The organism is Lentzea sp. NPDC020367 (assembly GCF_044387305.1).
Taxonomy (GTDB): domain Bacteria; phylum Actinomycetota; class Actinomycetes; order Mycobacteriales; family Pseudonocardiaceae; genus Lentzea.
The window spans coordinates 617,870-643,362 of record NZ_JBIRVV010000001.1 but is presented as its reverse complement, the minus strand read 5'-3'; the positions used below and the strand labels follow the sequence as shown (position 1 = coordinate 643,362).

Annotated in this window: 23 protein-coding genes; 10 read left to right on the top strand and 13 right to left on the bottom strand. The window is 69.5% G+C overall.

Annotated features, from left to right (window positions below):
* Positions 1-13: 13 nt before the first annotated feature.
* The 3 genes from ACH413_RS02820 to ACH413_RS02810 are packed head-to-tail and all read right to left on the bottom strand — an operon-like array spanning position 14 to position 2,701.
* Positions 14-658, bottom strand: coding sequence for a response regulator transcription factor (locus ACH413_RS02820; RefSeq protein ID WP_360029935.1), 645 nt, complete (start codon positions 656-658; stop codon positions 14-16).
* Positions 643-1,698, bottom strand: coding sequence for a hypothetical protein (locus ACH413_RS02815; RefSeq protein WP_360029933.1), 1,056 nt, complete (start codon positions 1,696-1,698; stop codon positions 643-645). Before ACH413_RS02815 ends, ACH413_RS02820 begins: the two co-directional genes overlap by 16 nt.
* The gene (locus ACH413_RS02810; protein ID WP_360029931.1) at positions 1,691-2,701 is read right to left on the bottom strand and encodes an ATP-binding protein; all 1,011 of its coding nucleotides are present in this window, start codon (positions 2,699-2,701) and stop codon (positions 1,691-1,693) included. Before ACH413_RS02810 ends, ACH413_RS02815 begins: the two co-directional genes overlap by 8 nt.
* Positions 2,702-2,779: 78 nt before the next feature.
* Between ACH413_RS02810 and ACH413_RS02805 the strand changes: the two genes are divergently transcribed.
* From ACH413_RS02805 to ACH413_RS02795, 3 genes are read left to right on the top strand one after another with little or no spacing between them, the layout of a single operon-like run.
* Positions 2,780-3,346 (top strand): VanZ family protein, encoded by a 567-nt coding sequence (locus ACH413_RS02805; protein ID WP_360029929.1) that lies wholly within the window; start codon positions 2,780-2,782, stop codon positions 3,344-3,346.
* Between the two features lie 17 nt (positions 3,347-3,363).
* Positions 3,364-4,029: a response regulator transcription factor gene (locus ACH413_RS02800; RefSeq protein ID WP_360029927.1), complete on the top strand. Its 666-nt coding sequence runs from the start codon at positions 3,364-3,366 to the stop codon at positions 4,027-4,029.
* Positions 4,022-5,119 (top strand): HAMP domain-containing sensor histidine kinase, encoded by a 1,098-nt coding sequence (locus tag ACH413_RS02795; RefSeq protein ID WP_360029925.1) that lies wholly within the window; start codon positions 4,022-4,024, stop codon positions 5,117-5,119. The genes ACH413_RS02800 and ACH413_RS02795 overlap by 8 nt, the downstream gene beginning before the upstream one ends.
* Here the strand turns inward: ACH413_RS02795 and ACH413_RS02790 are convergent.
* Positions 5,073-5,660 carry a GrpB family protein gene (locus tag ACH413_RS02790; protein ID WP_360029923.1) on the bottom strand — a complete coding sequence of 196 codons (588 nt, stop codon included), beginning with the start codon at positions 5,658-5,660 and terminating at the stop codon, positions 5,073-5,075. The genes ACH413_RS02795 and ACH413_RS02790 overlap by 47 nt on opposite strands.
* Before the next feature lie 169 nt (positions 5,661-5,829).
* On the opposite strand from ACH413_RS02790, the gene ACH413_RS02785 reads away from it, so the two are divergent.
* Genes ACH413_RS02785 through ACH413_RS02770 form a run of 4 tightly spaced genes read left to right on the top strand, consistent with a single transcriptional unit; the run spans position 5,830 to position 7,645 of the window.
* Entirely contained in the window at positions 5,830-6,864 is a 1,035-nt protein-coding gene (locus tag ACH413_RS02785) for a M12 family metallopeptidase (protein ID WP_360029921.1), read from the top strand.
* A gap of 11 nt (positions 6,865-6,875) precedes the next feature.
* On the top strand, positions 6,876-7,061 hold the full coding sequence (locus ACH413_RS02780; RefSeq protein WP_360029918.1) for a hypothetical protein: 186 nt from the start codon (positions 6,876-6,878) through the stop codon (positions 7,059-7,061).
* Between the two features lie 13 nt (positions 7,062-7,074).
* Positions 7,075-7,332: a hypothetical protein gene (locus ACH413_RS02775; protein WP_093601689.1), complete on the top strand. Its 258-nt coding sequence runs from the start codon at positions 7,075-7,077 to the stop codon at positions 7,330-7,332.
* Positions 7,333-7,336: 4 nt separating this feature from the next.
* Positions 7,337-7,645, top strand: coding sequence for a hypothetical protein (locus ACH413_RS02770; protein ID WP_360029916.1), 309 nt, complete (start codon positions 7,337-7,339; stop codon positions 7,643-7,645).
* Position 7,646: 1 nt separating this feature from the next.
* Here the strand turns inward: ACH413_RS02770 and ACH413_RS02765 are convergent, their stop codons facing one another.
* The gene (locus ACH413_RS02765) at positions 7,647-9,755 is read right to left on the bottom strand and encodes a discoidin domain-containing protein (protein WP_360029914.1); all 2,109 of its coding nucleotides are present in this window, start codon (positions 9,753-9,755) and stop codon (positions 7,647-7,649) included.
* A 210-nt stretch (positions 9,756-9,965) separates the two neighbouring features.
* Here ACH413_RS02765 and ACH413_RS02760 point away from each other — a divergent pair, with 210 nt between their 5' ends.
* Positions 9,966-10,847, top strand: a complete 882-nt coding sequence (locus ACH413_RS02760; RefSeq protein WP_360029912.1) for a DUF1996 domain-containing protein — start codon at positions 9,966-9,968, stop codon at positions 10,845-10,847.
* A 32-nt stretch (positions 10,848-10,879) separates the two neighbouring features.
* On the top strand, positions 10,880-11,365 hold the full coding sequence (locus ACH413_RS02755; RefSeq protein ID WP_360029910.1) for a DUF305 domain-containing protein: 486 nt from the start codon (positions 10,880-10,882) through the stop codon (positions 11,363-11,365).
* On the opposite strand, the gene ACH413_RS02750 is transcribed toward ACH413_RS02755, so the two are convergent.
* The 8 genes from ACH413_RS02750 to ACH413_RS02715 all read right to left on the bottom strand — a co-directional run bounded on the left by ACH413_RS02750 (position 11,356) and on the right by ACH413_RS02715 (position 23,770).
* Entirely contained in the window at positions 11,356-13,551 is a 2,196-nt protein-coding gene (locus tag ACH413_RS02750; RefSeq protein WP_360029908.1) for a discoidin domain-containing protein, read from the bottom strand. The genes ACH413_RS02755 and ACH413_RS02750 overlap by 10 nt on opposite strands.
* Positions 13,552-13,645: 94 nt before the next feature.
* Complete coding sequence (locus ACH413_RS02745) at positions 13,646-14,659, bottom strand: LacI family DNA-binding transcriptional regulator (protein ID WP_360029906.1); 1,014 nt, start codon at positions 14,657-14,659, stop codon at positions 13,646-13,648.
* A 39-nt stretch (positions 14,660-14,698) separates the two neighbouring features.
* On the bottom strand, positions 14,699-17,791 hold the full coding sequence (locus ACH413_RS02740) for a PA14 domain-containing protein (protein ID WP_360029904.1): 3,093 nt from the start codon (positions 17,789-17,791) through the stop codon (positions 14,699-14,701).
* 273 nt (positions 17,792-18,064) lie between these two features.
* Positions 18,065-19,018, bottom strand: a complete 954-nt coding sequence (locus ACH413_RS02735) for an XdhC family protein (RefSeq protein WP_360029902.1) — start codon at positions 19,016-19,018, stop codon at positions 18,065-18,067.
* Positions 19,019-19,020: 2 nt separating this feature from the next.
* Complete coding sequence (locus tag ACH413_RS02730; protein WP_360029900.1) at positions 19,021-21,108, bottom strand: xanthine dehydrogenase family protein molybdopterin-binding subunit; 2,088 nt, start codon at positions 21,106-21,108, stop codon at positions 19,021-19,023.
* A 4-nt stretch (positions 21,109-21,112) separates the two neighbouring features.
* Positions 21,113-22,093, bottom strand: a complete 981-nt coding sequence (locus tag ACH413_RS02725; RefSeq protein WP_360029898.1) for a xanthine dehydrogenase family protein subunit M — start codon at positions 22,091-22,093, stop codon at positions 21,113-21,115.
* Positions 22,090-22,629 (bottom strand): 2Fe-2S iron-sulfur cluster-binding protein, encoded by a 540-nt coding sequence (locus ACH413_RS02720; protein ID WP_360029896.1) that lies wholly within the window; start codon positions 22,627-22,629, stop codon positions 22,090-22,092. Before ACH413_RS02720 ends, ACH413_RS02725 begins: the two co-directional genes overlap by 4 nt.
* Positions 22,630-22,720: 91 nt before the next feature.
* Complete coding sequence (locus tag ACH413_RS02715) at positions 22,721-23,770, bottom strand: LacI family DNA-binding transcriptional regulator (RefSeq protein WP_360029895.1); 1,050 nt, start codon at positions 23,768-23,770, stop codon at positions 22,721-22,723.
* Between the two features lie 77 nt (positions 23,771-23,847).
* Here ACH413_RS02715 and ACH413_RS02710 point away from each other — a divergent pair, with 77 nt between their 5' ends.
* On the top strand, positions 23,848-25,488 hold the full coding sequence (locus ACH413_RS02710; protein ID WP_360029894.1) for a glycoside hydrolase family 13 protein: 1,641 nt from the start codon (positions 23,848-23,850) through the stop codon (positions 25,486-25,488).
* The last annotated feature ends 5 nt before the right edge of the window (positions 25,489-25,493 follow it).

Here is a 25,493-nt window from a genome sequence, read left to right as displayed (position 1 = left end):
CACACCACACGGCTCAGAGGTCGTCGAGGCCGATCAGCCCGTCCTGGATCGCCCTGGCCACCAGCGCCGCCTTCGTGGGCGCCTGCCTGCCGATCGCGGCGTACTTGACCCTGATCCGCTCCAGGTGGGAGTTCACCGTGCTGAGCGTGATGTTCAGGCGTTGCGCCACGAACTCCTTCGACTCGGACTGGAACCACTCGACCAGGACCTCGGTCTCCCGCGGCGACAGCGCCGGCCTGCTGTCCGACCTGTCGCCCGCCAGCGCGCCCGCGAGTGCCGGTGGCGTGTACGACTGGCCCTCGGCCGCCGCTTTCACGGCCTGCACGAGGTGGTCGGCGCCTTCGGCCTTGGTCAGGTAGCTGAGCGCGCCGATCTCCAGGCACTGCAACGCGATCTCGTCGTCGTCGCGCATCGAGTAGACGATCACCTTGCGGCCGTCCTCGACGAGCTTGCGCAGTTCGGACGTGGCGGGCGCACCTCCGGTGAGGTGCAGGTCGAGCACGACGACGTCCGCCGTGGCACCGGGTCCGTTCCAGGCGGCGCCGGGGTCCTCGCCGCTCGCGACGAGCTCGATGTCCGCCGTGGACAGCCAGTGCGCGACTCCCGCGCGCACCACGGGATGGTCGTCGACCAGGACCGCAGTCACGCCGTCCGCCATCTCGCCTCGCTCCTCACCAGTCCGCTGTGGACGCTCGTCTCGACGGTGACCGCTTCCGTCGTACCGGCCTCCGGCAAGGTCTCCGGCGCGTCCGCCACGACGGCCACGCGCACCTCGGTGGCGGTGCGCAGCAGGCTCACCTTCGCACGTCCGTTCGCGACGGCGAGTGCCTGGGCCATCGGGGCGACCAGTTCACGACGAACCTCCGTCGGGACCGGTGTGGCCGTGCCGCTGACCGCGAGCGAGACGACGACACCGCGCCGTTCGGCCACGTCCACACACGCGGTCAGCTCGTGCAGCAACGGGTCGGGCACGTCGTCGTTCTCCGCGAACAGCCTGCGCAGCTGCACGGCCGCCACCGAGCACCGCAGCCTGGTCGTCTGGTCGGCGACGCTCACCTGCTCGTCGGCCAGGTCGGCGAGCAGCGGCAGCAACGCGCCGAGCTGGCCCTCGAACCCGGCTTTCAGGTCCTGTTCCCGTTGGCGGGCCAGCTCTTCGCGGGTGCGGGCGGCGTCGTGCTCGGCGGCGGCCTCGGCGGCGAGGCGGGCGTCCCGGTGCAGCACGCGCGTGATCACCAGGATGCCGACCTGGAAGCTCGTGCCGCTCAGGAGCACGACTCCGGCGGTGCCGACGTCACCGTTTCCGGCGTGCGCGAACCACGCGATGCTGAAGCAGATGTGCGCGCTCAGTGCCGCCAGCAGCGCCGCCGGCCGTTCGACCAGCACCAGCAGCAGGTACCAGCCGACGAGCCCGAACCCCCAGTCGGCCGGGCCGAACGACGCTCCGGCGGGCAGGGCGGTCGTCGCCAGCACCGACGCGGCGAGGGGTGCGACGGCCAGCCACGCGGGAAGCTCCGGGCGAGCCGCCGCGACGTTCCCGGCCACGACGCCCAGCGTCGAGGTCAGCAGGACGTACGCGACCCACGCCGCCGGGCCGTGCGGGGACCCGACGAGCTGGGGCAGCGTGAGGACGAGCTGAATGGCCAAGACCACGACGAGCAGCACCTGCCGCGTGGTGGTGAGAACCGCGTGGTCAGTCATCTGGCCACCTCAGCCGTGCGGTGGTGCCGTGACCTTCGGCCGACTCGATCACCGCGGTCCCGCCCACCGCCGCAAGCCGGTCTACGACCGATCCACGCAGGCCACGGCGGTGTCCTGGCACGTCCGCAGGCGTGAAACCCCTGCCGTCGTCCTTGATCACGACCAAACCGCGCTGCACCGTCAGATCTGCGCTGGTGGTGCCCGAGTGCCGTTCGACGTTCGTGAGCAACTCGCGTGCGGCCCGCACGAACGCCAGCGCGACCCCGGCCGGCACCGGCACGACCTCGGTCTCCACCCGCACGTGCACGGAACTGTCCCGCGCCACCGCCGCGAGCGCGGCCCCGAGGTCCACGGTCCCCTGCCCCTGACCACGTTCGGCCAGCACCACCAGATCCCGGCGCGCCTGAGCGGCCACCGCGGCCGGATCACCGCCGTGCGCGGCCATCAGGAACGTCGCGGCCGCCGTGTCGTGCAGCAGAGCCAGGTACTCCCGCTCCCGTCGTCCCTGGTCAAGGGCGACCGCCGCCGCCCGCCGCTGCTCAGCGGCCCGTTCCCGCAGCAGGTCCACGCGCCGGCTCGACCGTCGCAACAACTCGTACGCCAGCCGCGCGAGCACCGACTCCAGCACCGCTCGCACCAGCACGGCGGGCCCGGTCGTCACGACCTGCACCGCGAGCAACGCCGCCGTCGCGGGCACCGTGACCTTGAGCGGCCACTGCCACTGCCACGTGATCAACGTCGTCGTGAGCACCGTCAGCACCCACTGATCGGCGTCTGCGCCCAGCAACACGGACAGCACCACGACGCGGAGGAACGCCACCGGCAACGCCACGCGCGGCAACCGGAAGTCGGCGACTGTGCTCACCGCGACCAGGGCGAAGAGGGTCCAGCCCAGCGGCGAGTTCAGCGAGAACGCGCCGAAGAGGCTGATCAGGACGACCCCGGCGCCGCGGACGGGACCCGCGAGACGGGACACCGTCGCAAGCAGCCTGGCCTCCAGCACGCCCGCATTCTGCACATACCGTCCGCGTATCGAAAAACGCGTACGCCCTCGCAACGGTCACTCGGCTTCAGTTGGGACGTGCTCAACACCTGGCAGGAGTGGGTCGGTACGGAGACCGGGGTCGTGCTCGGCTCAGTGCTGGGATTGCCGCTGGCCGTTCTCGTGATGCTGGTTCTGGCGCTGTACCGGAGGTTCCGGGGAGCCGCGCGGCCGTGGCGGAACTCGTTCGCCGAGGTCGGGCTCTTCTACGGGACGCTGCCGTGGGTGTGGATCATCATGCTGCCGGGAGAGGAGCCGGGTGTCGCGGGCAAGCTGAGCCTGGTGCCGTTCGAGGACATCCTCGATCTGCTCGCCCACGGCGACACGGGCCAGATCATCGGCAACATGCTGGTGTTCGCGGCGCTCGGGTTCTTCGGGCCGCTGCGGTTCGCCGGTCTGCGGTCGGTGTGGCGGGTGCTGGCGTTCGCGGCGGCGTGTTCGGCGTTCCTGGAGATCCTGCAGTTCGTGCTGATGCTGGACCGGGTGTCCTCTGTGGACGACGTGCTGCTCAACGCCGTGGGAGCGGCGCTGGCCTCGATGTTGTCCTGGTGGTGGTGGCGTGCCAAACCCGCGGTGGCGCCGGAACTCCAGCTCGTCGGCGTCTGACTGCCTAGGCTGGCGGCATGCGCGTGCTGATCGTGGAGGACGAGCCCCACCTGGCGGAGGCCGTCCGGGACGGGTTGCGGCTGGAGGCGATCGCCGCGGACATCGCCGGGGACGGTGACACGGCGCTGGAGCTGCTGAGCGTCAACTCCTACGACCTCGCGGTGCTCGACCGCGACATTCCCGGGCCGTCCGGGGACGAGGTGGCGCGGCGGATCGTCGCGTCCGGCAGCGGCATGCCGATCCTCATGCTCACCGCGGCCGACCGGATCGACGACAAGGCGTCCGGGTTCGGGCTCGGTGCCGACGACTACCTCACGAAGCCGTTCGAGCTGCGGGAACTGGTGCTGCGGCTACGGGCACTCGCTCGCCGGCGCGCGTACGCACGGCCCCCGGTCAGCGAGATCGGCGGTCTGCGGCTCGACCCGTTCCGGCGCGAGGTGTTCCGCGACGGGCAGTACGTCGCGCTGACCCGCAAGCAGTTCGCGGTGCTCGAGGTGCTGGTCGGCGCGCAGGGCGGGGTCGTCAGCGCCGAGGAACTGCTGGAGCGGGCCTGGGACGAGAACGCCGACCCGTTCACCAACGCCGTCCGCATCACGGTCTCGGCGCTGCGCAAGCGGCTCGGCGAACCGTGGCTGATCGCGACCGTGCCGGGTGTCGGCTACCGCATCGACGCGGATGGCTAGGCGTCCCGGCCTGAGCGCCCGCCTGAAGTTCACCCTCAGCTACGCGGGAATCGTCGTCGTGGCCGGCGCCGTGCTGATCGCGGTGGCCTGGTGGTACCTGCTGCGCTACCTGCCCGACAACGACAAGGGCCTGCTCTTCACCAGCCCCAACCGCTACCTGCTCTCCCGCATCTTCGGCCGCGCCGCCGCCATCGCCATGCTGTTCCTGGTGGCGTTCGGCCTGCTCGGCGGATGGCTGCTGGCAGGCCGCATGCTCTCCCCGCTCGACAAGATCGCGGACGCCGCCCGGCTGGCCGCCAAGGGGTCCCTGTCGCACCGGATCCGGCTTCCCGGCAAGGCGGACGAGTTCCGCGAACTCTCCGACGTCTTCGACGACATGCTCGGCAAACTCGAATCGCACGTCGCCGAGCAACGCAGGTTCGCCGCCAACGCGTCCCACGAACTGCGCACCCCGCTGGCCATCTCGCAGTCCCTGCTGGACCTGGCCCGTCAGGACCCGGCGCTGGTCGACCGCGAGTTCCTCGACCGCCTGCACACCTCGAGCCGCCGCGCGATCGACCTCACCGAGGCCCTGCTGCTGCTCAGCCGGGGCGACCGGGGTCTGTTCAGCCGCGAGCCCGTCGACCTCTCGCTGATCGCCGAGGAGGCCGCCGAAACCCTTCTCCCCCTGGCGGAACGGCGCGGGATCACGCTCGACGTCACCGGCGGGAAGGCGACCACGACCGGTTCCGCGGAACTGCTCCTGCGCGTGATCACGAACCTCGTCCAGAACGCCATCGTCCACAACCTCCCGGCCGGCGGCACGATCACCGTCCACACCGAACCGCAGCACCAGGCGTGCGTCGTGCGGGTCGAGAACACGGGCCGGGTGCTCCCCGCGGACCTGGTGCCGACGCTCACCGAACCGTTCCAACGCGGCGGCGAACGCGTTCGCGACGACGATCACGCGGGTGTCGGCCTGGGCCTCGCCATCGTGCACAGCATCGTCCGCGCGCACGAAGGCGCACTCGACATCGTGCCGCGCCCGGAAGGCGGCCTGCGCGTCACGATCCGGCTGCCCAGTCACGCAGTCGCGGGTGAATCTCGGTGAAGAACGCCGTCTTGGCGCGCGTGTAGTCGTCGTAGTCCTGGGCGCCCGCGTGCTCGTCGGCGAGCCCGCGCTTGATCTGCTCGTAGCGCAGGGCCTGCTCGGGGTGACACCGCAGCCAGTCGCGGAAGTCCACGACGAACCGCGCGAACGGCGAGTCGGCGCGGCGGACGTGCAGGATGGCGCTCTCCGCCGGGGAGTGGAACAGGCGCTTCTCGTAGACGGCGTCATCCGATCGGTCGCCGGGCCTCCTCGCGTCCCGGTACACGCCAGGGGAATCCGGCCGCGCGCCGTGTGCCGGGACGAACGGGGTGGACGCCAGCAGCCCGGCCAGGTCGTCGAGTGGCGGCAGGTCGGGCATGCGCACCTGCAGGTCCACGATCGGCTTGGCGCCGAGGCCCGGCACGGCGGTCGAGCCGATGTGCTCGTAGCCGAAGCCCTCCGCCCCAGGCAGTGACGCGAAGGCCGAACGCACCTCAGCGAGGAGTTGTCGTGCGCGAACTGGCCAGGCGGCGTCGTATTCGACGATGACAGCGGAAGGCATGCTTCCACCCTAGGCCGATCGGGGAGGTCGCCCTTCGCCGCTTTGCCGTTACACCACCACTTTGCACAATCCATCGATTCCGCGAATGCGACGGAGACCTTCGACCCTGGGGGATCCTGCCATTCGGGGTCAGGATTGTTGGTCTTCTGCGTGGACGGGAGTGAACACGATGACCGAATCGAGTGGCAGCGGCCAGTTCCGCGTCGGCCCCGAACTCAGAACCGGCATGATCCAGACGCAGAACCAGGGCGCGAAAGCCGTGCTGTACACCGAGGTCGACGGCGAGCCGATGGTCGAGGGCGACATCGTGCTCACCCTTGTGCGGGACGGCGAGCTGCACCCGGAGGGCGTGGTCATCCCAGGTCAGCAGTTCCGCTGGCCGGGCGGGCGGGTGCCGTTCGAGATCGACCCCGCCCTGCCGGACCAGGCGCGCGTGCACAACGCCATCGCGCACTGGGAACGCAACACGCGCATTCGGCTGGTGCCGAGAAACGCGACAGACACGAATTTCATTCGTTTCCAGCCCGGTGACGGGTGCAGTTCTCCCGTGGGCATGCGGGGAAACCGGCAGAACATCACGCTGGCGACGACCTGCCCGACCGGCGCGACCATTCACGAAATCGGGCACAGCGTCGGTCTGTGGCACGAGCAGAGCCGCGAGGACCGCAACAACTTCGTGACGATCGACTTCACGAACGTCCAGCAGCAGAACGCCCACAACTTCAACCAGCACATCACCGACGGAGACGACGTCGGTCCGTACGACTACCACTCGATCATGCATTACCCGCCGCGCGCGTTCGCCATCGACACGAGCCGCAACACGATCACGCCGACCCAGAACGTCGCGATCGGCCAGCGCGACGGCCTCAGCCCCGGCGACTGCGCGGCGGTGCGGGCGATGTACAGCGGCCTCGAACCGGCCGCGGTGTTCCGCGGCGTGCAGTTCACGGGCTCCGTCGCGGCGAACTCGACGCGGACCTGGTTCACCCACAGCTGGCCCGCCCACTGGTACGTGCTGTGGACGGTCGTGCCGACCGCGCCCGCCGTCGACGGCCCGGCGCAGATCGAGTGGACCACCCAGGTCACCCGGCAGTCCGGTGGGCTGCTCAAGTACTTCCTCGCCATCAGGAACCTGACCGCCGGTCAGGTCGAGATCGAGGCCCGCTACGACGTGCTCGGCTGGTCGCCGGACGCACTGTGAGAGGAGCTGCCATGAGCGCCGACCTCGACGGCGGGGCCGCCCCCGCGTCGCTCGACGACCTGGTCGTGGCCGAACCCGCGCAGGCCGCGGGCAACGGAGGCGCGGCACCAGATGCCGCCGCCGACACCGAGAACGCCGCCGTCGAAGCCCAGCCCGAGGCTGACGACGCCGGTCCCGCGCCTGACCCACAAGACTGAAGGGGGAATCCCGATGCGACTTGGTGTGCAGTTCCGAGGACAGGTGCCCGGCGGGTCGTCGCGGCGCTGGTTCACCCACAGCTGGCCGGAGGCCTGGCGGGTGGTGTGGATGGTCGTGCCGACGTGGCCGATGGTCGACGGCGCCCAGCAGATCGAGTGGAAGGTGCAGGTCGACCGGCAGGCCGCCGGGCTGATCAAGTACTTCATCGAGATCCGCAACCTCACCGGCGGCCCCGTCGACATCGAGGCCCGCTTCGCCGTGCTGAACTGATCAGGTGCACGGCACCGTCGTGATCCCGGCAGGCACGCCCGCGTTCGGCCGGGCGGTGCTGCGGGTGCGGCTGCTCGACGTCTTCCTCGCCGACGCGCCCGCGGTCACGAAAGCCGAGCACGTCAGCGAGTTCTCCCGCGACGACACGGCCGAGCAGCGCCTGCCGTTCCAGCTCGACGGGGACGGCCAGGCGCTGAACGTCGCCGCCCACGTGGACGTGAGCGGCGACGGACGCGTTCGTCACGGCGATCTGGTCAGCACCAACGCGATCAGCCCTGCGGACGACGTGGTCGTGCGCGTCGAACTGGTGTAGATCAGCGCCGATAGATCCCGAACTCGTAGAGCGAGTAGCCCCAGCCGGTTCCTCGCTGGGTGGCGTGCAGCCGGACGTAACGGCCGGTCGCCGTCACGTCGATCGAGTCCACTCCACCGTTGCCGGTGGTGGTGCCGTAGACGGACCGGAAGTTGGTGCCGTCGTCGGACACCTGGATCTCATAGGCACGCCCGAAAGCGCCTTCCCACACCAACTGCACGTGCTGGAACGTGGTCACCGCACCCAGATCGACCCGGATCCACTGCGGATCGGCCCAGTCCGTGGCCCAGCGCGAGGTTCCGTTACCGTCCACCGCGTTCGACGGCGGGAACGGCGCCCCATCACCGACCTGCTGGTAGGAGGAGGCGAGCGTGGGCTTGCCCTGAGCGACGTTCACACCAGACGGTTGCGGTGCCACGACTCGAACCGAGCGGGTCTCGATGCCGATGTTGCCGCGCCCGTCCTCAGCCATCACGTAGACCTTCCACACGCCGAGGCGGTCGGGTGCGGTGACGGTGAGCCGGTTTCCGTTGACCTGCACGGGAGTCCCCGCGAGTCCTCCGCTGTTGTCGATGTACTTGCTGTTGAACGCCGCCGACCATTGGATAGCGTCACCGTTGGGATCGGACGCGGCCACGTCGATGTTCAACGGCGCACCGGCGGCGATGGTCTGCGGCAGGTTCATCGCCGAGATCACCGGTGGAGTGTTCGCCGGAGTGGCGCCACCAAACGCCTTCTGCACCGAGTAGAACGACAGCCGCTTCTTACCGGCAGGCGTCAGGTTGAACCAGACAGCACCGAAGTCGTACTCCGTGCCGTAGTGGAACAACGTGCCACCGAACGACACCCCGGTGTGGCCGATGATGCAGTTCCACGCCTGCGTGTAGCCGTCGCGCTTCTGGACGTCGGTCGGTTCCGCGGGCACGCCGTTGGCGTCGTTGGGCACTTCCCACTCACCGGCCGGTCCGGCCTCGGTCAGGATGTACGGCTTCGTGTAGCCACCGGAGATCCAGTCCTGACGGACCTTGCAGACGTTGCCGTAGGAGTTGACCGAGTACAGGTCCAGGTCGGGCGTGTGCGCCTTGAGGTAGACCCACGCACCGGTCCACGCGTCCGTGTTCGTCACGGGGTGGTTGGTGTCGATGGCGTGGATCGCCCGCGCCGCTTCGTTGATGTACTTCGCGTACTCGACCCGCTGGGTCTCCAGCTCGGCGCCGGAGTAGCAGTTCTGCAAGCCGAGGATGGACTCGTTGCCGACGTTCCACATCAGCACACCAGGATGATCCTTGTACGTGGTGACCCACTGACGAATCTGACCCAACATGTCCGCCTTGTACTGGCCGTCGGTCACGTAGTTCACGCAACCACCCGAACCAGGACCACCACCAGGCTGTAGCCAGAACCCGTTGATCACGCGGAGACCATTAGCGGCAGCCGCATCCAACAACGGACGAGTCGAAGCGTCCGTACCCCAGGTGCGCAACGTGTTGACACCCATGGACTTCAACTCCGGCATGTACCGCGCCGCATCCGCAGCAGGCGGACCCCAGGTCAACCCCTTCACCACCCACGGCTGACCATCCACCGTCAGCCGCCAATTACCCTGCGACCCGGTCACCCGCACACCGGTCCCCGGCACGACACCGCCCTGCTCGCCGTAGACCCGGAACTCCCACAACGAAACGCCGTAACCGTTGGCGCGCTGAGTCGAGAGAACTCGGACGTACCGGCCGGTGCCGGTCACGTCGTAACCCTGCCGGCCGCCCGTCGAACCGGTCACCGAACGGATCGGCTGCCACGCGTTGCCGTCGGCGGAGACCTGGATCTCGAACGCCGTCGCGTACGCGGACTCCCAGTCGAGCTCGACCCGGCTGACCGTCGAAGAGGCGCCCAGGTCGACCCGCAGCCACTGCGGGTCGCTCCACGCACTGGACCAACGGGTTCCCGGATCACCGTCGACCGCGGCCGAGGCGGGCGTGCCGCCGTTCTCGGTCGACGAGGCGAGGGCGGGTTTGCCCTGGGAGAGCAGGGTGGGAGCGGCGTGAGCCGGTAGGACTGCCAGGCCGAGGAGCACGGCGATCACCGTGCAGATGGAGCGGACGCGGACCATCGCGCCTCCTGCCACAGGTAGGGATGTAGGAGGAGAGCGCTCTCACAACCCTGCCGTCGAACGTTACGACCAGACGTCGGCGGTGTCAAAAGAACCGGTCTTGACACCTCGGGAGGGCTAGCGGGACGCTGTTTGGGAGAGCGCTCTCCAAGCCGGTTCCCCCACGTCGGCAGGAGGACATTGGTGTCCCGAAAACTCAGCGCACTATCGATGACGGCTGCCCTGGTGGCGGCCGTGGTCGTGGTCGCGACCAACTCGGCTCAGGCCGATGACCTGGTCACGCACCACGAGTTCCAGGCGAACTGCTCGGTCACGACCCATCTCCCGGACGACCCGATCGTCTTCCCGGGACTGCCGGGCGCGTCGCACATGCACACCTTCCTCGGCAATCCCTCGACCAACGCCCGCAGCACGAACGACTCGCTCAAGGGTGCTCAGACCAACTGCAAGACGCCCGACGACAAGTCCGCGTACTGGTTCCCGTCGGTCATCAACGGCGACCAGATCGTGCCTCCGAACTTCCCGCAGGTCATCTACTACAAGTCCGGCATCCTGAGGTACCAGGACGTCGTGCCGTTCCCGCCGGGCATGCGGTTCGTGGTCGGCAGTCCCACGGCGACGCAGGAACAGTTCCGCACCGCGCCCGGCGCGGTCGAGGGCTGGGAGTGCGGCGACAGCTTCCACAACTGGGACATCCCGGCGTACTGCACGCCCGGCAGTCAGCTCAACGTCCGTTACCAGGCCCCGAGCTGCTGGAACGGCCGCGACCTCGACTCAGCGGACCACAAGTCCCACATGGCCTACCCGGACCGCGCGACGCTGGTGTGCCCGTCAAGTCACCCGGTCGCCGTTCCGATGATCGAGTTCAAGATGGCGTTCCCGGTGTCCGGTGACATGTCCCGCGTACGACTCTCCAGCGGACGCGGCTACACCTGGCACTACGACTTCATGAACGCCTGGGACGCACCCACTCAGGCCGCGCTGGTCCGGCACTGCATCAACGGCGGGCTGCAGTGCGACCCACGCGGGTTCGACCTGTACAAGCCGAATCGAGGCGCCGCACTAGGACCGGACTACCGGTTGCCGCGGTGAGGTTCCTCGCCTCATGCACCCCAGGGCGGCGCGTGCCCTGGGGTGTTTCCGCGTTGCTGCTGGCGGGATGTGCCGCGCCCACTCCCCCGCCCGCGCCGCCGGTGTCCCCGTTCAACGCCACGGACACCGCGTGGGTGCAGCTGATGATCCCGATGAACGAACAGCTCCTGCCGGCACTCGACGTCGCCCCGCCCCAGATCGCCCGGTTCGCGGCAGAGCTCAAGGCATCGCACTCGGACGAACTGGTCCGCCTGCGGCAGTTGCGTGACCGGGCAGGGTTGCCGGACACCAACGTGCACGCGGGCCACCAGATGCCGGGCCTGGTCTCCGCGGCCGATCTGCTGACCATCAGAACGGATCCCTCGGCGCTCACCAAGAAGCTGCACGAGCACCTCGACCAGACGGCCAAACTCGCTCGCAGTGAACAGGAGAACGGAACGGACGCCGCGACCAAGGAGTTCGCGGCGTCCGTCGAGTCGTCACGCAGGGATCAGCTCACCAGGCTCGGTCAGGGGTAGTTCACGACGTACCGGACCTGGTTCGCCAGGTCCGCCTGACCGCCCGTGCCGTTGATGACGTTGGCGATCGTGCCCACGCCGCCCAGCGACACCGCCACGAGGTGCGTGAACCGAACTCCTGACCGGTTCGGCGCCTCGAAGCCGTTGTCGGTGACGATGCTCGGATCAGCTTGGTTGAACGCGTACACGCCGACGCCGAACGCATCGTGGGTGGTCACCGAATCAGCCACCTTGTACCCGGCCCAGCCCCGCTTGGACCCGTTCATCCACGCGGCCTGGTTCGGCGGGTCGTACGGCAGCTCGTTCTGGTACAGGTAAACGCGACCGCCGTTGCCGTTCCAGACCAGGTTGTGCTGCTGGTAGTGCTCGACGAACAACCCGTACGCGATCACGTTGTCGCCGTTGACGACCACACCGTTCTGACCGGGGTTGGCCGTCCAGCTGACGCCCGTGCCGTGGTCGGCGCGCCACACCCAGGTGTGGTCGATGATCGTGTTGCGGCTGTTGACGCGCATGCTGACCGTGGCCTTACCGGCCTGCGACCCGCCGACACGCAGGTACACGTCGTGCAACGAGGTCGGGTTCGCCGCGTGCGAGGTGGCGCTGGAGTCACCGATCTCCAGCAGCACCGGGGAGTTCTGCACGCCTGCGTCGACCAGGAACCCGGCCAGCTTCACACCGTCCACATCGGACGTGGTCAGCGCGGCCTTGCCCGTCGTGGGCGTCAGGGTCGCAAGTCCCAGCCCCAGCACGACCGTGTTCGGGCGGGTCACCCGGATCGTGTCGTCGAGCTGGTGGATGCCCGGCGTGAGCAGCAGGTGCTTGCCCTGCGCCAAAGCCGCGTTGATCGTCGCGGCCGAGGTGCCGGGCTTGACGATGAAGAAGTCCGCCAGCGACACCGACGTGCCGGGGTTGCCGTTCTCCCAGCTCGTACCGCGCGAGTTCTGCCGCAAGGCGGGCAAGAAGACGCGGTACTCACCGGAGTTGTCGAAGTACAGGTACGGCTTCTCCCGCGTCACCGGCGAGTTGTCCACCGTCGTGTGCGACGGGTTCGGGAAGTTGTTGGGCGGCGCGCCCTGCGTGCCCGCGAACACCATGTTCCACACCGACCCCGACCAGCCACCGGCCAGGTTGCTGTTGCGGGTCAGGAACTGCTGCTGCGAACCGGAGACGGTGACGCCGTCGATCTTGCTGTCCACGATCAGACCGCCGCTGGCCCAGCCGTCGTAGCCGTTCCACAGGTGTGCCTGACCGCGCAGGTGCATCCGCCGGTACGCGGTGGCCTGCGAGACCGCCCAGCGCTCGATCTGGTTGGGAGGCAGGGTGACCGAGAGGTTCTCGGTGCCGCGCCAGAAGTTCTGCGTGGCGTTGCCGAGGTTGTTCGGGTCGTTGCCCTGCTGGAGCCAGTCTGCCTCGACGCGGATGTGGCCGTTGATGTTCACGTCGTCCGGCATCAGCCCGAGCCCCGCGATCTGCGTGTAGAACCGCAGGTTCACGTCGGCGTTGTAGCTGCCGGGCTTGAACAGCACGGCGTAGCGCTGCGGCCCGAACTGGTTGGTCTTCATCTGCGTCGCGATGGAGTCGAGGCGCGACTGCATCTCCGACTGCGACGAACCCGGCCCGTAGACGAACACATTCGGGCCGAAGTCGGGGTTGCGCGGGTCGGTCGGCGGCACACCCGGCGTGTCGGTGGTCGTGAAGACTCCCAGCTCCCACAACGAATAGCCGTAACCAGTACCGCGCTGCGTGCCGAGCACGCGCAGGTAGCGGCCGGACCCGGTGACGTCGACCGACTGCGTGCCACCTGTACCGGTCGTGGTCGAGTAGAGGTTGCTCCAGGAACTCGCGTTCGCCGGGGTGTCGGTCACCTGGACCTGGAACGCCTTGCCGTACGCGCCTTCCCAGCTCAGCGACACGCGGCAGACCTGCTGACTGGAACCCAGATCGACCTGCAACCACTGCGGATCCGAGAACTGCGAGGACCAGCGCGTATCGGCGTTGCCGTCCACGGCAGCGGAAGCAGGGGTGCCACCGTTCTCGGTCGACGACGCGGTGGCGGACTTGTTGAGAGCGACGTTGGAGGTACCGCACGCGGCGGCACCCGCTTGGGAGGTAACGCTGATCGTGGTCACTAAACACAGGGCGGCAGCGGACAGCGCGGCGGCCCTGGACAGGGTTGAGCCCATGATCCTGCCTGACGGGGAAAGGGCTGAAAGCCTTGGACAGGGGCGTGAGAGCGCTCTCCCAAGGGACGTTAACGCCGGGTGTCGAACAGGTCAATCAGGCAGAGGCCCGTACGACGAGTTCCGGTTCGAAGATGACGGATTTCGGCCGTTGTCCCGGTTTTTCCAGGTCGGCGAGCAACAACTCGGCCATCGAGGCGGCCATCCGCTCCACGGGCTGCCGGATCGTGGTGAGCGGCGGGCGACAGGCGAGGGCGGGCGCGCTGTCGTCGAACCCGACCACGGCGACGTCACCGGGCACGCGCAGTCCGTGTTCCTGCAGCACGTCCACGGCCGCCTGCGCCATCAGGTCGTTCGCGGCGAACACGGCGTCGAGGTCCGGGCACTCGGTGAGGAGCCGGTGCATCGCGGCCGTGCCGCTCTCGGCCGTGAAACCGCCCTCGACGGTCGGGACGAACGGGAACCCGTGCCGTGCCATCGCGTCGCGGAAGCCGGCGTGCCTGTCCTGGCTCGCGAGCACGTCCATCGGGCCGGAGATCGTGGTGATGTTGTACCGCCCCGCCGCCACCAGGTGGTCCGCGGCCATCCTGCCGCCCGCGCGGTGGTCCATGTCGACGTAGCTCACCGGCATCGGACTGCCGGGCCGGGCGTAGAGCACCGCGGGAACCCCGGCTTCGAGCAGCCGGGCGGGCAACGGGTCGGCGGGATGGGTCGACACCAGCAGCGCGCCGTCGGCGCTGCCCTGTCTGAGGAACTCGACGACCTCGGTCCGCGCGTGGTCCGAGTCGGCGAGCATGAGCACCGGGTGCACGCTGTGCGTGCGCAGGAAGTCGACCACGCCCGCCGTCACGCGGCCGAAGAACGGGTCGGTGAACACGTCCGAGCCCCCGCCGGCGCCGCAGATCACCAGCGCGACCGTGCCGGTGCGCCGAGTGACGAGAGACCGGGCCACGCGGTTGGGCGTGTACCCGGTCTGCTCGATCGCGTTGCGCACCGTCTCCTGGATGTCAGGATCGACGTTGCGCGTGCCGTTGACGACCCGTGACACCGTCGCGCGGGACACGCCCGCGACTCTGGCAACGTCCTCCAACGTGGGTGCGGCCTTGCTCATGCACCGGTTGTACCACGATCGGAGAGCGTTCTCCCAACATCAAGAGGTCACGACGACGTCCTTGATCGCACCAGGCCAGTAGTCGACGTTCTGGCCGTTGTACTTGGCACGTCCCACCGCGAGCGCGCCGGTGCTCACGATCGCCGGTCCCGCCGGGGCCGTGGCCACCAGCGCGCCGTCGAGGTAGAGCCGGATCTCGCTGCCCTTCTTCTCTCCCTTGAGCTCGTACCAGCGACCGATCTCCGGCGTGGTCTCGAACCGGGCGCGGTTGCCTCCCGGCGTGCTGAACGCGAACGCGCCCTGGCCGTACTGCAGGTAGAAGGGGTTCTCCCGCTCCCGGCCGTCCTGGCTCACCGCGGTGGCGTAGCCGCCCGGCACCTCGTTCAGCCGCACCTTCGCCGACACCGTGTAGTCCTTGGTCGTGTCGACGACCGGGCCGTAGGTGTCCGCCGAGCCGTTGCGGAACTCCAGCGCGCCGTCCTTCCAGGTGGCGCCGGTCGGGCTGAGCGTCAGCGGGTTCTTGCCGGTCGAGTCCTTGGCCGTCGCGCCCTTGGTCTCGCTCAGCTTCCACTCGCCGCTGCCCGCGTAGTCGTACGGCTTGCCCGCGTTCGCCCCGGCCTCGATGACGCGCCGGTTGATCTCGCGGACCGGACCGGGATCGACCTTGATGCGCTTGCGGTCGTAGGTCCAGAGCCCGTTGAGCTCGCCTTCCAGGTCGGTGACCTGCGTGTAGACCGACGCGGACATCTCAGCGCGGGCCTGACCGAGGTAGAACGTGCGGGTGTTGTCGACGTACTTCGCCGTCAGCGCCGCCTTGTCCGCCACACCGCTGTAGATCGCGATCGGCGCACCGGGCCACTGGTGTCCCGGCGTGCGCAGCGTGAAGCCGCCGTGCTCACCGTCCATCACGACGCGCTTGCCGTCCGGACGGGCCGGGTCGGTGTTGTTGTAGTCGTGGTGGTCGATGACGTCGCCCTTGCCGCTGTCACCCTTGGAGGCGCAGCAGTTCACGCCGCTGTGCGCGCTGACGATCCGGCTCGGGTCGATGGCCTTGACCTCGTCGGTGATCTGGCCGGTCACCGTGCGGTCCCACTCGCCCCAGCCCTCGTTGAACACGATCCAGGCGTAGATGGACGGGTAGTTCTGGAGCTGGTGCATCAGCTCCTTGCCCTCCTTGACGAACCGCTCCTGCGAGAGCGGGTTGTTGCCGTCCTCGAGGGCCACGAAGTCCTGCCACACCAGCAGTCCGAGCCGGTCAGCGTGGTAGTACCAGCGGGCGGGTTCCGCCTTGATGTGCTTGCGGACCGCGTTGAAGCCGAGGTCCTTCTGCGCCTTCAGGTCGAAGACCAGCGCCTCGTCGCTCGGCGCGGTGTTCAGGCCGTCCGGGTAGAAGCCCTGGTCGAGCTGCATCAGGTTGAAGATCGGCTGGCCGTTGAGCGTCAGCTTCGGCGTGCCACCGATGGTCGTCATGCCGGTGGACCGCATGCCGAAGTAGCTCTTGACCTTGTCCTTGCCGAGCGTGATGTCGAGCTTGTAGAGGTACGGGTCGTCCGGCGTCCACAGGTGCGCGTTCGGCACCGGCAGCGTGAGCTTGGAGTTCGCCGGTCCGGTGACCGTGCCGACCTGCTTGCCCTTGGCGTCCCTGGCGACCGCCGTGACGGTGGCGTTGCCCGCGGACTTGACGGTGACCGCGAGCGAACTGGTGGCGAGGTCGGGGGTCGTCTTGATCTCGTCGATGCCCTTGTCCGCGACCGGTTCCAGCCACACGGTCTGCCAGATGCCCGACGACGGCGTGTAGAAGATGCCGCTGGGGTTGGGCGACTGCTTGCCCTTGGGCTGGTTCGGGCCGGTGGTGTCGGTGACGGCGACGACGATCTCCTGCTCACCGCGCTTGAGGGCGTCGGTGATGTCCGCGCTGAACGCCGTGTAGCCACCGGTGTGCTCGGCGACGAGCTTGCCGTTCACCCAGACCTTGGCCTCGTAGTCGACCGCGCCGAAGTTGAGCTTCAGCCGCTGCCCGGAACCGATCTTCCAGTCGTTCGGGACGTTGACCGTGCGGCGGTAGAACATGTGGTCCTCGTGCCGTTCGAGCCCGGAGAGCTGCGACTCGATCGGATAAGGCACGACGACCTTCTCGCGCAGCTTCTTGCCGAACACCGGCTGCTCGCCCGCCTTGGCGCCGGCGAACTCCCACGGGCCGTTGAGGTTGAGCCACTTGTCGCGTTCCAGCTGCGGCCTCGGATACTCCGGCAACGGGTTGCGCGTGTCGACCTTCTCGCCCCACGGCGTCCTGAGCCGTTCCGTGGAGACGTTGCCCGTCGTGCGAGCGGTCTTCTCGACCTTCTTGCCGTCGACCGCGAGCGCGCCCGCGCCGTCGTAGTAGATGCGGATCCGCTGACCCTTCAGCACCCGCTCGCCCAGCCGGATCGTCACCTTGTTCCGGCTCGTGGTGATGAGCGAGATCGGGAACGGGGTGGCGTCGACGTCGACGCGCAGGTGGTCCTTCAGGTCGTTCGCGCCCGTGACGCGGCCACCGAAGTCCGCGGTGAGGGTGCGCCCGTCCTTGGAGACCTCGGCCGTGCGCGGCACGACCTGGAAGTCTGCGGGCGGCGTGAACGCGGACTCCGGCACGAGCTGCTTCGCGATCGTCGGGCTCGACCAGCGCAGGAACATGTTGGCGCCGCCGACGTCCTGGAACATCTCCAGCTTGAACGCGTACTGGCGCCCGGCGGTGAGCGTCACCGGCGCGCTGGTCTGCTCGCGGTCCCAGTCGGGCACCCAGTGGTCGATCACCGGTTTGTCGTCGATCAGCAGCCGGAACCCGTTGTCGCCGATGGCGTGGAACGTGTAGTCGCCGGACTGCGGCACCGCGATCTGCCCGGTCCAGCGGGCCGTCGTGTGCTCGGTGCGGCCGTTGAGGAATCCGAAGACGCCGGTGAGGTCACCCTGGTTGACGTCGGCGTCCAGCACGGTCCCACCCAGGGTCGCGAAGTCCCGCGCACCCGGTGCCGACATGCTGAAGTACTCGCCCTTGAGGCCGTGCACGGGCTCGGCGGCACTCGCGGACGGCAGTCCGGGCGCTATGCCCAACGCCAGCAGCAGAGCGACGAGTACGGGGGCGGCTTTCTTCATCAGCGAAGATCCCCTTCGTTTTTACAACGTTGTAAGAGCGCTCCCCTACATCCACGCACACGGTTCTGGCGCCGGGCTACGTCCGAACGGAGGTATCGGGCATGTCAAACCGGACAAGTTTCCGGGAAGTTACGGATGGTGCCTGGATCGTTTGACCTGGAGACCCACCGGACAGGCCGCAGGTCACGCACGACAGCGGCGGGCTCGGCGCGCGCGTTCGGCGGCGACCGTCGAGTCGACCAGCGCCCCGGCAGGCCGGGTTCATCGGTCTCCTCACCACGCCGGCAACGTCGTCCTGATCGAGTCGTGGCCGTCGCGCAGGCGCCGCCCGGACCGCGCGTTGCCCACCGCCACCACCTCCGCGAGGATCGACAGCGCGGTCTCGGCGAGCGACGTGCCACCGAGGTCGAGCCCGGCCGGACCGCACACCCGTTCCAGTCCGGGCACTCCCGCCAGCCGCCGCAACCGCTGGGCGTGCGTCGCTCTGCTGCCCAGCGCGGCGACGTGCCCGGCTCCGCTGCTCAGCGCGGCACGGATCGCCCGGTCGTCGATGCGCGGGTCGTGCGTGAGCGTGACCACGGCGTCCCCCGGACCGAGCGAGGTGATCCACTCGTCCGGCCACGCGCGGATCACCTGGCAGGACACCGGAAACGCTCCCGATTCGACGTGGCCGGGCCGGGGATCGAGGACGACCACCCTGTGGTGCGACGACTCCGCCAGCACGGCCACGCTCGCGGCGAGGTCGGTGGCGCCGACCAGGACGAGCGTGTTCCGTCCCGGCAGATCCTCGACGAACGCCGGACCGTCGCCGGGAGCGGTCCCCACCGACCACGCGTACGGCGGCGTGAGGTCGATCCGCACCGACAGCGGCCGGTCGTTCGAGATCGCCGAGGTGATCGCCGAACGCACCGGATCATCCGGTACGTGCGTGAGCAGCACCCGCAGTTCTCCAGCGCACGCAGGGGTTTCCTCCCACGGCATGAGGTGCGCGCCCGGCGCGACGACGGCGACGCCGGGCGCCTCGCCGTCGAGCACGGCACGGGCTGCGTCGAGCACCATCCCCTCGACGCAGCCGCCGGACACCGACCCGCGCCACGTTCCGTCCGCGGCGATCGCCATGGTGGCGCCGAGCGGGCGCGCACCCGGACCGTCGCGATCGACGAGCCGGGCGAGCACCACCGGTTCGTTCTGCTTCTCCAGCACGAACGGCCACACCTCGCGCAGCACGGTCAGTCCTCGATCACGCGGTCGAGCGTGATCGGCAACCGGCGCTGCCGCTTGCCCGTCGCGTGCCACACGGCGTTCGCGACGGCCGCGGCGACCGCCACCGTGCCGATCTCCCCTGGTCCCTTGAGCCCCAGCGGGTTGTCCGGCTCGTGGTCCTCCACGACGTCGGCGTCGATGAACGGCACGTCCGCGTTCGCCGCGAAGTGGTAGCCGGCGAAGTCCGCGTTCACCTGTCTGCCCGTGACCTCGTCGCGCACGACCTGCTCGTGCAACGCCATGGACAGCCCCATGATCATGCCGCCGACCAGCTGGCTGCGCACCATCAGCGGGTTCACCACCCGCCCGACCGCGAACCGCCCGACCAGCCTGCGCACCCGCACCTCCCCGGTCGCGGGATCGACCGCGACCTCGGCGAAGATCGCGCTGTAGGCGTGCCGCTCGCGTGGCGGCAGGCTGAAGATCTCGTTGGTCGTGTCGGACGTGACCGACACCGGCAGCGGCGGCTTCGACTCCAGCAGGGCCAGCAACTCCCCGGCCGCCGAGGAGATCGCCCAGGACCACGACGTCGTGCCGAGTGAACCGCCCGCGCCCCAGGCCGGTCCCAGCGCGCTGTCGCCGATCTTCAACCGGATCTTGGAACGGTCGACGTGCAGCACGTCGGCGGAGATCGCGGTCAACGCCGTGCGGGCGCCGGTCCCGATGTCCATCGCCGCGATCGCGACGGTGAACGTGCCGTCCGGCTCCGCGGTGATCGTCGCCGAGGACGGGAAGGCGGTGGTGAGGAACGAGGTTCCGGCCATCCCGGTGCCGATCAGCAGGTGGCCTTCACGACGCCGTCGAGGCCGGTGGTCGCGACCGGCCCAGCCGAACGTCCGCGCGCCCTCCTCGACGCACAGCAGGAAGTTGCGGCTGGTGAACGGATGCCCGCTCACCGGACCGACCTCGGGTTCGTTGCGGCGGCGCAGGTCCAGCGGGTCGACCTGCAGGCGTTCAGCCAGTTCGTCCATCGCGGACTCCAGCGCGAACGAGCCGGGCGCGGTGCCGGGTGCGCGCAGCGAGTTCGGCGGCAGGATGTGCAGCGGCACCACGTTGATCCGGGTGCGGATGGCATCGGCGGCGTAGAGGACCTTGGCGACCTCGACGCAGTTCTCGATGTACTCGGCCTTCACCGAGAGCTCGAACGCGGCCTCGTGCCCGATCGCCCGCAACCGGCCGCCGGGGTCGGCGCCGAGCCGCACGCGCTGTTCGGTCGCGGCCCGCGCGGACGTCGTGAGGAACACCTCTTCCCTGGTCAGAGCAACCCGGATCGGCCGGTCGAAGACCATCGCCGCCATCGTCGCCAGGATCAGCTGTGGCCCCACACCCGTCTTGCCGCCGAACCCGCCGCCGAGTTGCTCCGCCTCGACGCGCACGTCCGTCAACGGCCGGTCGAACAACACCGACAGCATCTGTGCCGTGCCGAACGGGGCCTGGTTCGTGTCGAACGCGCGGATCTTGCCGTCCTCCAGCCACACCGTCGCCGCGTGCGGTTCCATCGCGCAGGCGGACTCCGGCGGCGTGAAGTACCGCTCGTCCACCGTGACGACGGACTGGGCCAGCTCGGCGTCGAGATCGCCCTTGTCAGCGTCCGGGCCGAACGAGGACAACGCGGGCCGCAGCAACGGGTGGCCGGCCGAGAAGCCGATGTCGTGCGGTTGCTCTACACAGGACACCCGCAGCCGCTCGGCTCCCGCTCGCGCCTGCTCCGGCGTCTCCGCCACGACGAGCGCCACCGGCCAGCCGCCGTGCTCGATCTCGTCGTTCTGCAGCAGCAGGAACTGTCCGTCCGGGCCGAAGAACGGTGAGCCCGCCTCCGGGTTGAGGCGCGGGGCGTTGCGGTGGTCGACGACGCCGATCACGCCTGGCGACGCGAGGGTTTCCGCGGTGTCGATGCCGGTGATCCGGCCGCGGGTGATCGTGGCCGTGACCAGGGCGCCGTGTGCCATGCCCTCGACCGGGATGTCGGCGGTGTAGCGGGCGCGGCCGCGCAGCTTGTCCTCGCCCTCGACCCTGGTCCACGACGAGCCGATCGCCTCGGGGGTTGTCGTCATCGTGTCACTCCGCTCGGGTCAGGTCGGTCAGCACGGCCTGGACGAGGTTGCGCGCGAGCGGCACCTTGTAGCCGTTGTGCGGCAACGGGGTCGCGGCGGCCAGCTCGGCTTCGGCGGCGGCACGGAACATCTCGGGCGTGGCCGGGCCGCCGAGCAGCCGTTCCTCGGCGATCTGCGCCCGCCACGGATGCGAGGCGACACCGCCGAGCGCGATGCGGACCTCCCGCACCCGGCCGAGCTCCACGCTCAGATCCGCCGCCACCGACACGTTCGCGAAGGCGTAGGACGCGCGCTCACGGACCTTGCGGTACCGGGATCGGCCGCCTTCCCTGTGCGGCAGGGTGACCGAGGTGATCAACGCACCGGCGGGCAGTGTGGTCTCGACGTGCGGGGTGTCGCCGACCGGCTGGAAGAACCGCGCGATCGGGATCTCGCCCGTGCCGGTCAGCGTCTCGTACCGCACGACCGCGTCGAACAGCATCAGCGCCACGGCCATGTCCGACGGGTTCGTCGCGACGCAGCTCGGCGACGTGCCGAGAACGGCGTGGTTGTGGTGCTCGCCCTCCAGAGCCGCACACCCACTGCCCGGCACGCGCTTGTTGCACGCGGAGGCCAGATCGGCGAAGTAGGCGCATCGGGTGCGTTGCAACAGGTTTCCGGCGGTGGTGGCCATGTTGCGCAGCTGCCCGGACGCACCCGCCAGCACCGCCTGCGCCAGCGCCGGATAGCGGCGGCGGATCTCCGGATGCGCGGCGGTCTCGCTGTTGGTCGTCGTCGCGCCGATGACCAGGTCACCGTTGGAGGCCTCACTGATGCCGTTCAACGGCAACGCGCGCACGTCGACCAGGCGGGCAGGAGTCTCGACACCGCGCTTCATCAGGTCGACGAGATTGGTGCCACCGGCCAGGAACTTCGTGTCGGCCTCGGCGACCGACGTCAACGCTTCGTGGACGGCGGTCGCGCGACGGTAGGCGAACTCCTTCATCGCTTCACCTCCTCCCGCCCGGCGGCGTCGAGCACCGCCCGCACGATCGACGGATAGGCACCGCACCGGCAGAGGTTCCCGCTCATCCGCTCGCGCACCTCGTCGGCGTCGAGTTCACACCTGTGCTCCGGCGACACGTCGGCCGTGACCGCGCTCGGCCAGCCCGCGCGGTGTTCGGCGAGCGCCCCGACCGCCGAGCAGAGCTGCCCCGGCGTGCAGAACCCGCACTGGAACCCGTCGAGCCGCAGGAACGCCTCCTGCACCGGCCGCAGCTCGTCGTCGGACGCGAGCCCTTCGACCGTGGTGACCTGGGCTCCGTCGGCGGCGACCGCGAGCGTCAGGCACGACACCACGCGCTTGCCGTCCAGCAGCACCGTGCACGCGCCGCACTGGCCGAAGTCGCAGCCCTTCTTGGGGCCGGTGTTCTCCGTGTCCTCGCGCAACGCGTCGAGCAACGACCTGCGGTGGTCGACCGTCAGGCGGTGGGTGTTTCCGTTGACCTGCAACGAGATCTGGCTGCGAGTGGCGTCAGTCATCGCCCTCCCCTTCGACTGATCCGATCGAATCAGCGAACGGCGGCCGGGACGTGAACGATGCTCTCGCGCTCTTGCCTGATCGTGCCGCGTGTCAGCGCGCCGGGCCGGTCGACCCCCTCTCCACCAGGTGGACGTCCAGGGTGGCGGGCCCCGGCGGTTGTTCGTCGCGTTCGATCTCGCCGATCAGCATCGCCACGGCCGTCGCGGCCTTCGCCGGGAGGTCCTGCGCGATCGTGGTCAGCGTCGGCCGGACGTACCGGCACAGGTCCAGGTCGTCGAACCCCATCACCGACACGTCGTCCGGCACGCTCGCCCCGGTCTCCTGCAACCCGGCCACGACGCCGATGGCGAGGATGTCGGCGGTGGCGAACACGGCCGTGGCCGACGGGTGGTCGGAACGCAGCCGACGGCCCAGCGCGACGCCGTCGTCGTAGGTGGTGTTGGCCGCCTCCACCGCGCAGTCGCCGCCGAGCGCCTCCTTGAAGCCCTGGAAGCGTTGCCAGACAACGCCTTGACCGGCGAAGCGCGGGCCGGCGAAGACGACGTCGACGTGGCCGAGGGCACGCAGGTGCTCGGCGGCCAGCCGGCCTCCGGTGGCGTCGTCGGTGCGCACGCCCCTGGTCACCGGGTTGTCCGCGTAGCTGTCCACCGCGACGATCCGGGTGCGGCCCGCCGAGCTCGCGGTGAACGTGGCGATCTCCTCGTCGAGGAAGCCCAGCAGCAGTGCCCCGTCGAGGTTCCACGCCCGCAACGCCTCCGCGACCTCGCCGGGCCGGGCGATGCCGCGCAGCAGCACGTCGTAGGCGCGTTTGCGCAGCTCTCGTTCCAGCTGGCCGATGATCGCGACGTTGTGCGGGCTGATCGTCAGGCTCTCCTCGTCGGCCGCCGGCACCAGCACGCCGACCATCCGCGACGACTTCGCGGCGAGGCTGCGCGCCGAGTGGCTGGGCACGTACCCCAGCTCCACGACGATCCGCTGGATACGCTCGATCGTCGCGGGAGAGACCCTCGCGCTGTTGCCGTTGATGACGTTCGAGACCGTCATCATGCTGACGCCCGCCCTCTGGGCGATGTCCTTCAACGTGACCCGCACGCTCGCGTTCCCGCCTTCCCCGCTCGGCTGCCGCTCGGTTGACAGCATGGCACGGGTCACATTACCGTCATTTCAGGTTGAGCGCTAAACCTACTTTCAACCTTCCCAGCGAGAACGGGGTCGACGTGAGCAGTGGCATTTCCGTCGCACCATCCGTGACCAGGCCCGCGAACAGCGCGGACTGGTGGCGGGACGCGGTGATCTACCAGATTTACCCGCGCAGTTTCGCGGACGGCGACGGCGACGGCGTCGGTGATCTCGCGGGCGTGCGATCGCGGTTGCCGTATCTCGCCTCGCTCGGCGTGGACGCGCTCTGGTTCACGCCCTGGTACGCCTCCCCGCTCGCGGACGGCGGCTACGACGTCGCGGACTACCGGGCGATCGACCCGGCGTTCGGCGACCTGGCCGCGGCCGAGCAGTTGATCACCGAGGCCGCCGGACTCGGCATCCGCACGATCGTCGACGTGGTGCCCAACCACGTGTCCGACCAGCACGCGTGGTTCCAGGCGGCGCTGGCGGCGGGGCCGGGGTCGCCCGAACGGGAGCGCTTCTGGTTCCGGCCGGGCCGCGGCGAGCACGGCGAACTCCCGCCCACCGACTGGGTGTCGAGCTTCTCCGGCGGCACGTGGACCCGCACCGCGAACCCGGACGGCACGCCCGGCGAGTGGTACCTGCACCTGTTCGCGCCGCAACAGCCCGACCTCAACTGGACCCACCCGGACGTGTGGCGCGAGCACGAGGCCGTGCTGCGCTTCTGGTTCGACCGCGGGGTGGCGGGCATCCGGATCGACTCGGCGACCATGCCGGTCAAGGATCCCGGGTTCCCCGAGGTCGCCGAGGCGGCCGGCCATCCGTTCGTCGACCGCGACGAGGTGCACGAGATCTACCGGCGCTGGCGCGCGGTCGCCGACTCCTACGCCGAGCCGAGGGTGCTGATCGGCGAGGTTTGGCTGGCGGACCAGCAGCGGTTCGCCCGCTACCTGCGTCCCGACGAGATGCACACGGCGTTCAACTTCGACTTCATGACCCGCCCGTGGGACGCCGCCGCGCTGCGCGCCTCGATCGAGTCCACACTGGACGCTCATCGGCCGGTCGGCGCGCCCGCCACGTGGGTGCTGGCGAACCACGACGTCACCCGGCCCGCCACCCGCTACGGCCGCCAGGACAGCTCGTTCGGGTTCGAGGCGCGGAGGTTCGGCATCGCGACGGATCTGTCCCAGGGCACGCGCAGGGCACGCGCGGCGGCGTTGCTGACGGGTGCGTTGCCCGGCTCGCTGTACGTCTACCAGGGCGACGAACTGGGTCTGCCCGAGGTGGAGGACCTGCCGCTGGACGTGCTGCAGGACCCCATGTTCTTCCGTTCCGACGGGGTCGATCCCGGCCGGGACGGGTGCCGCGTCCCGCTGCCGTGGACCACCGGCGGCAGCGCGTTCGGGTTCAGTCCACAGGGGACGGTCCCGGCGCCGTGGCTCCCGCAACCCTCCGGCTGGGGCTCCTACTCGGTGCAGCGGCAGGAGGCCGATCCCGGCTCGATGCTGAGCCTGTACCGCGCGTTGCTGTCGCTGCGCCCGCGCGACGCGGAGTTCGCCTGGCTCGACGCGGGCGAGGACGTGCTCGCGTTCCGCCGTGGCGCGGACTTCGTCTGCGTCGTGAACCTCGGTTCCACCCCTGTTGCCCTTCCGCCGCACACCGACGTGCTGCTCGCCAGCTCCGAAGTGCGCGACGGCCACCTCTCCCCCGACGCCGCCGCCTGGCTGCGCGGGTAAGCCGC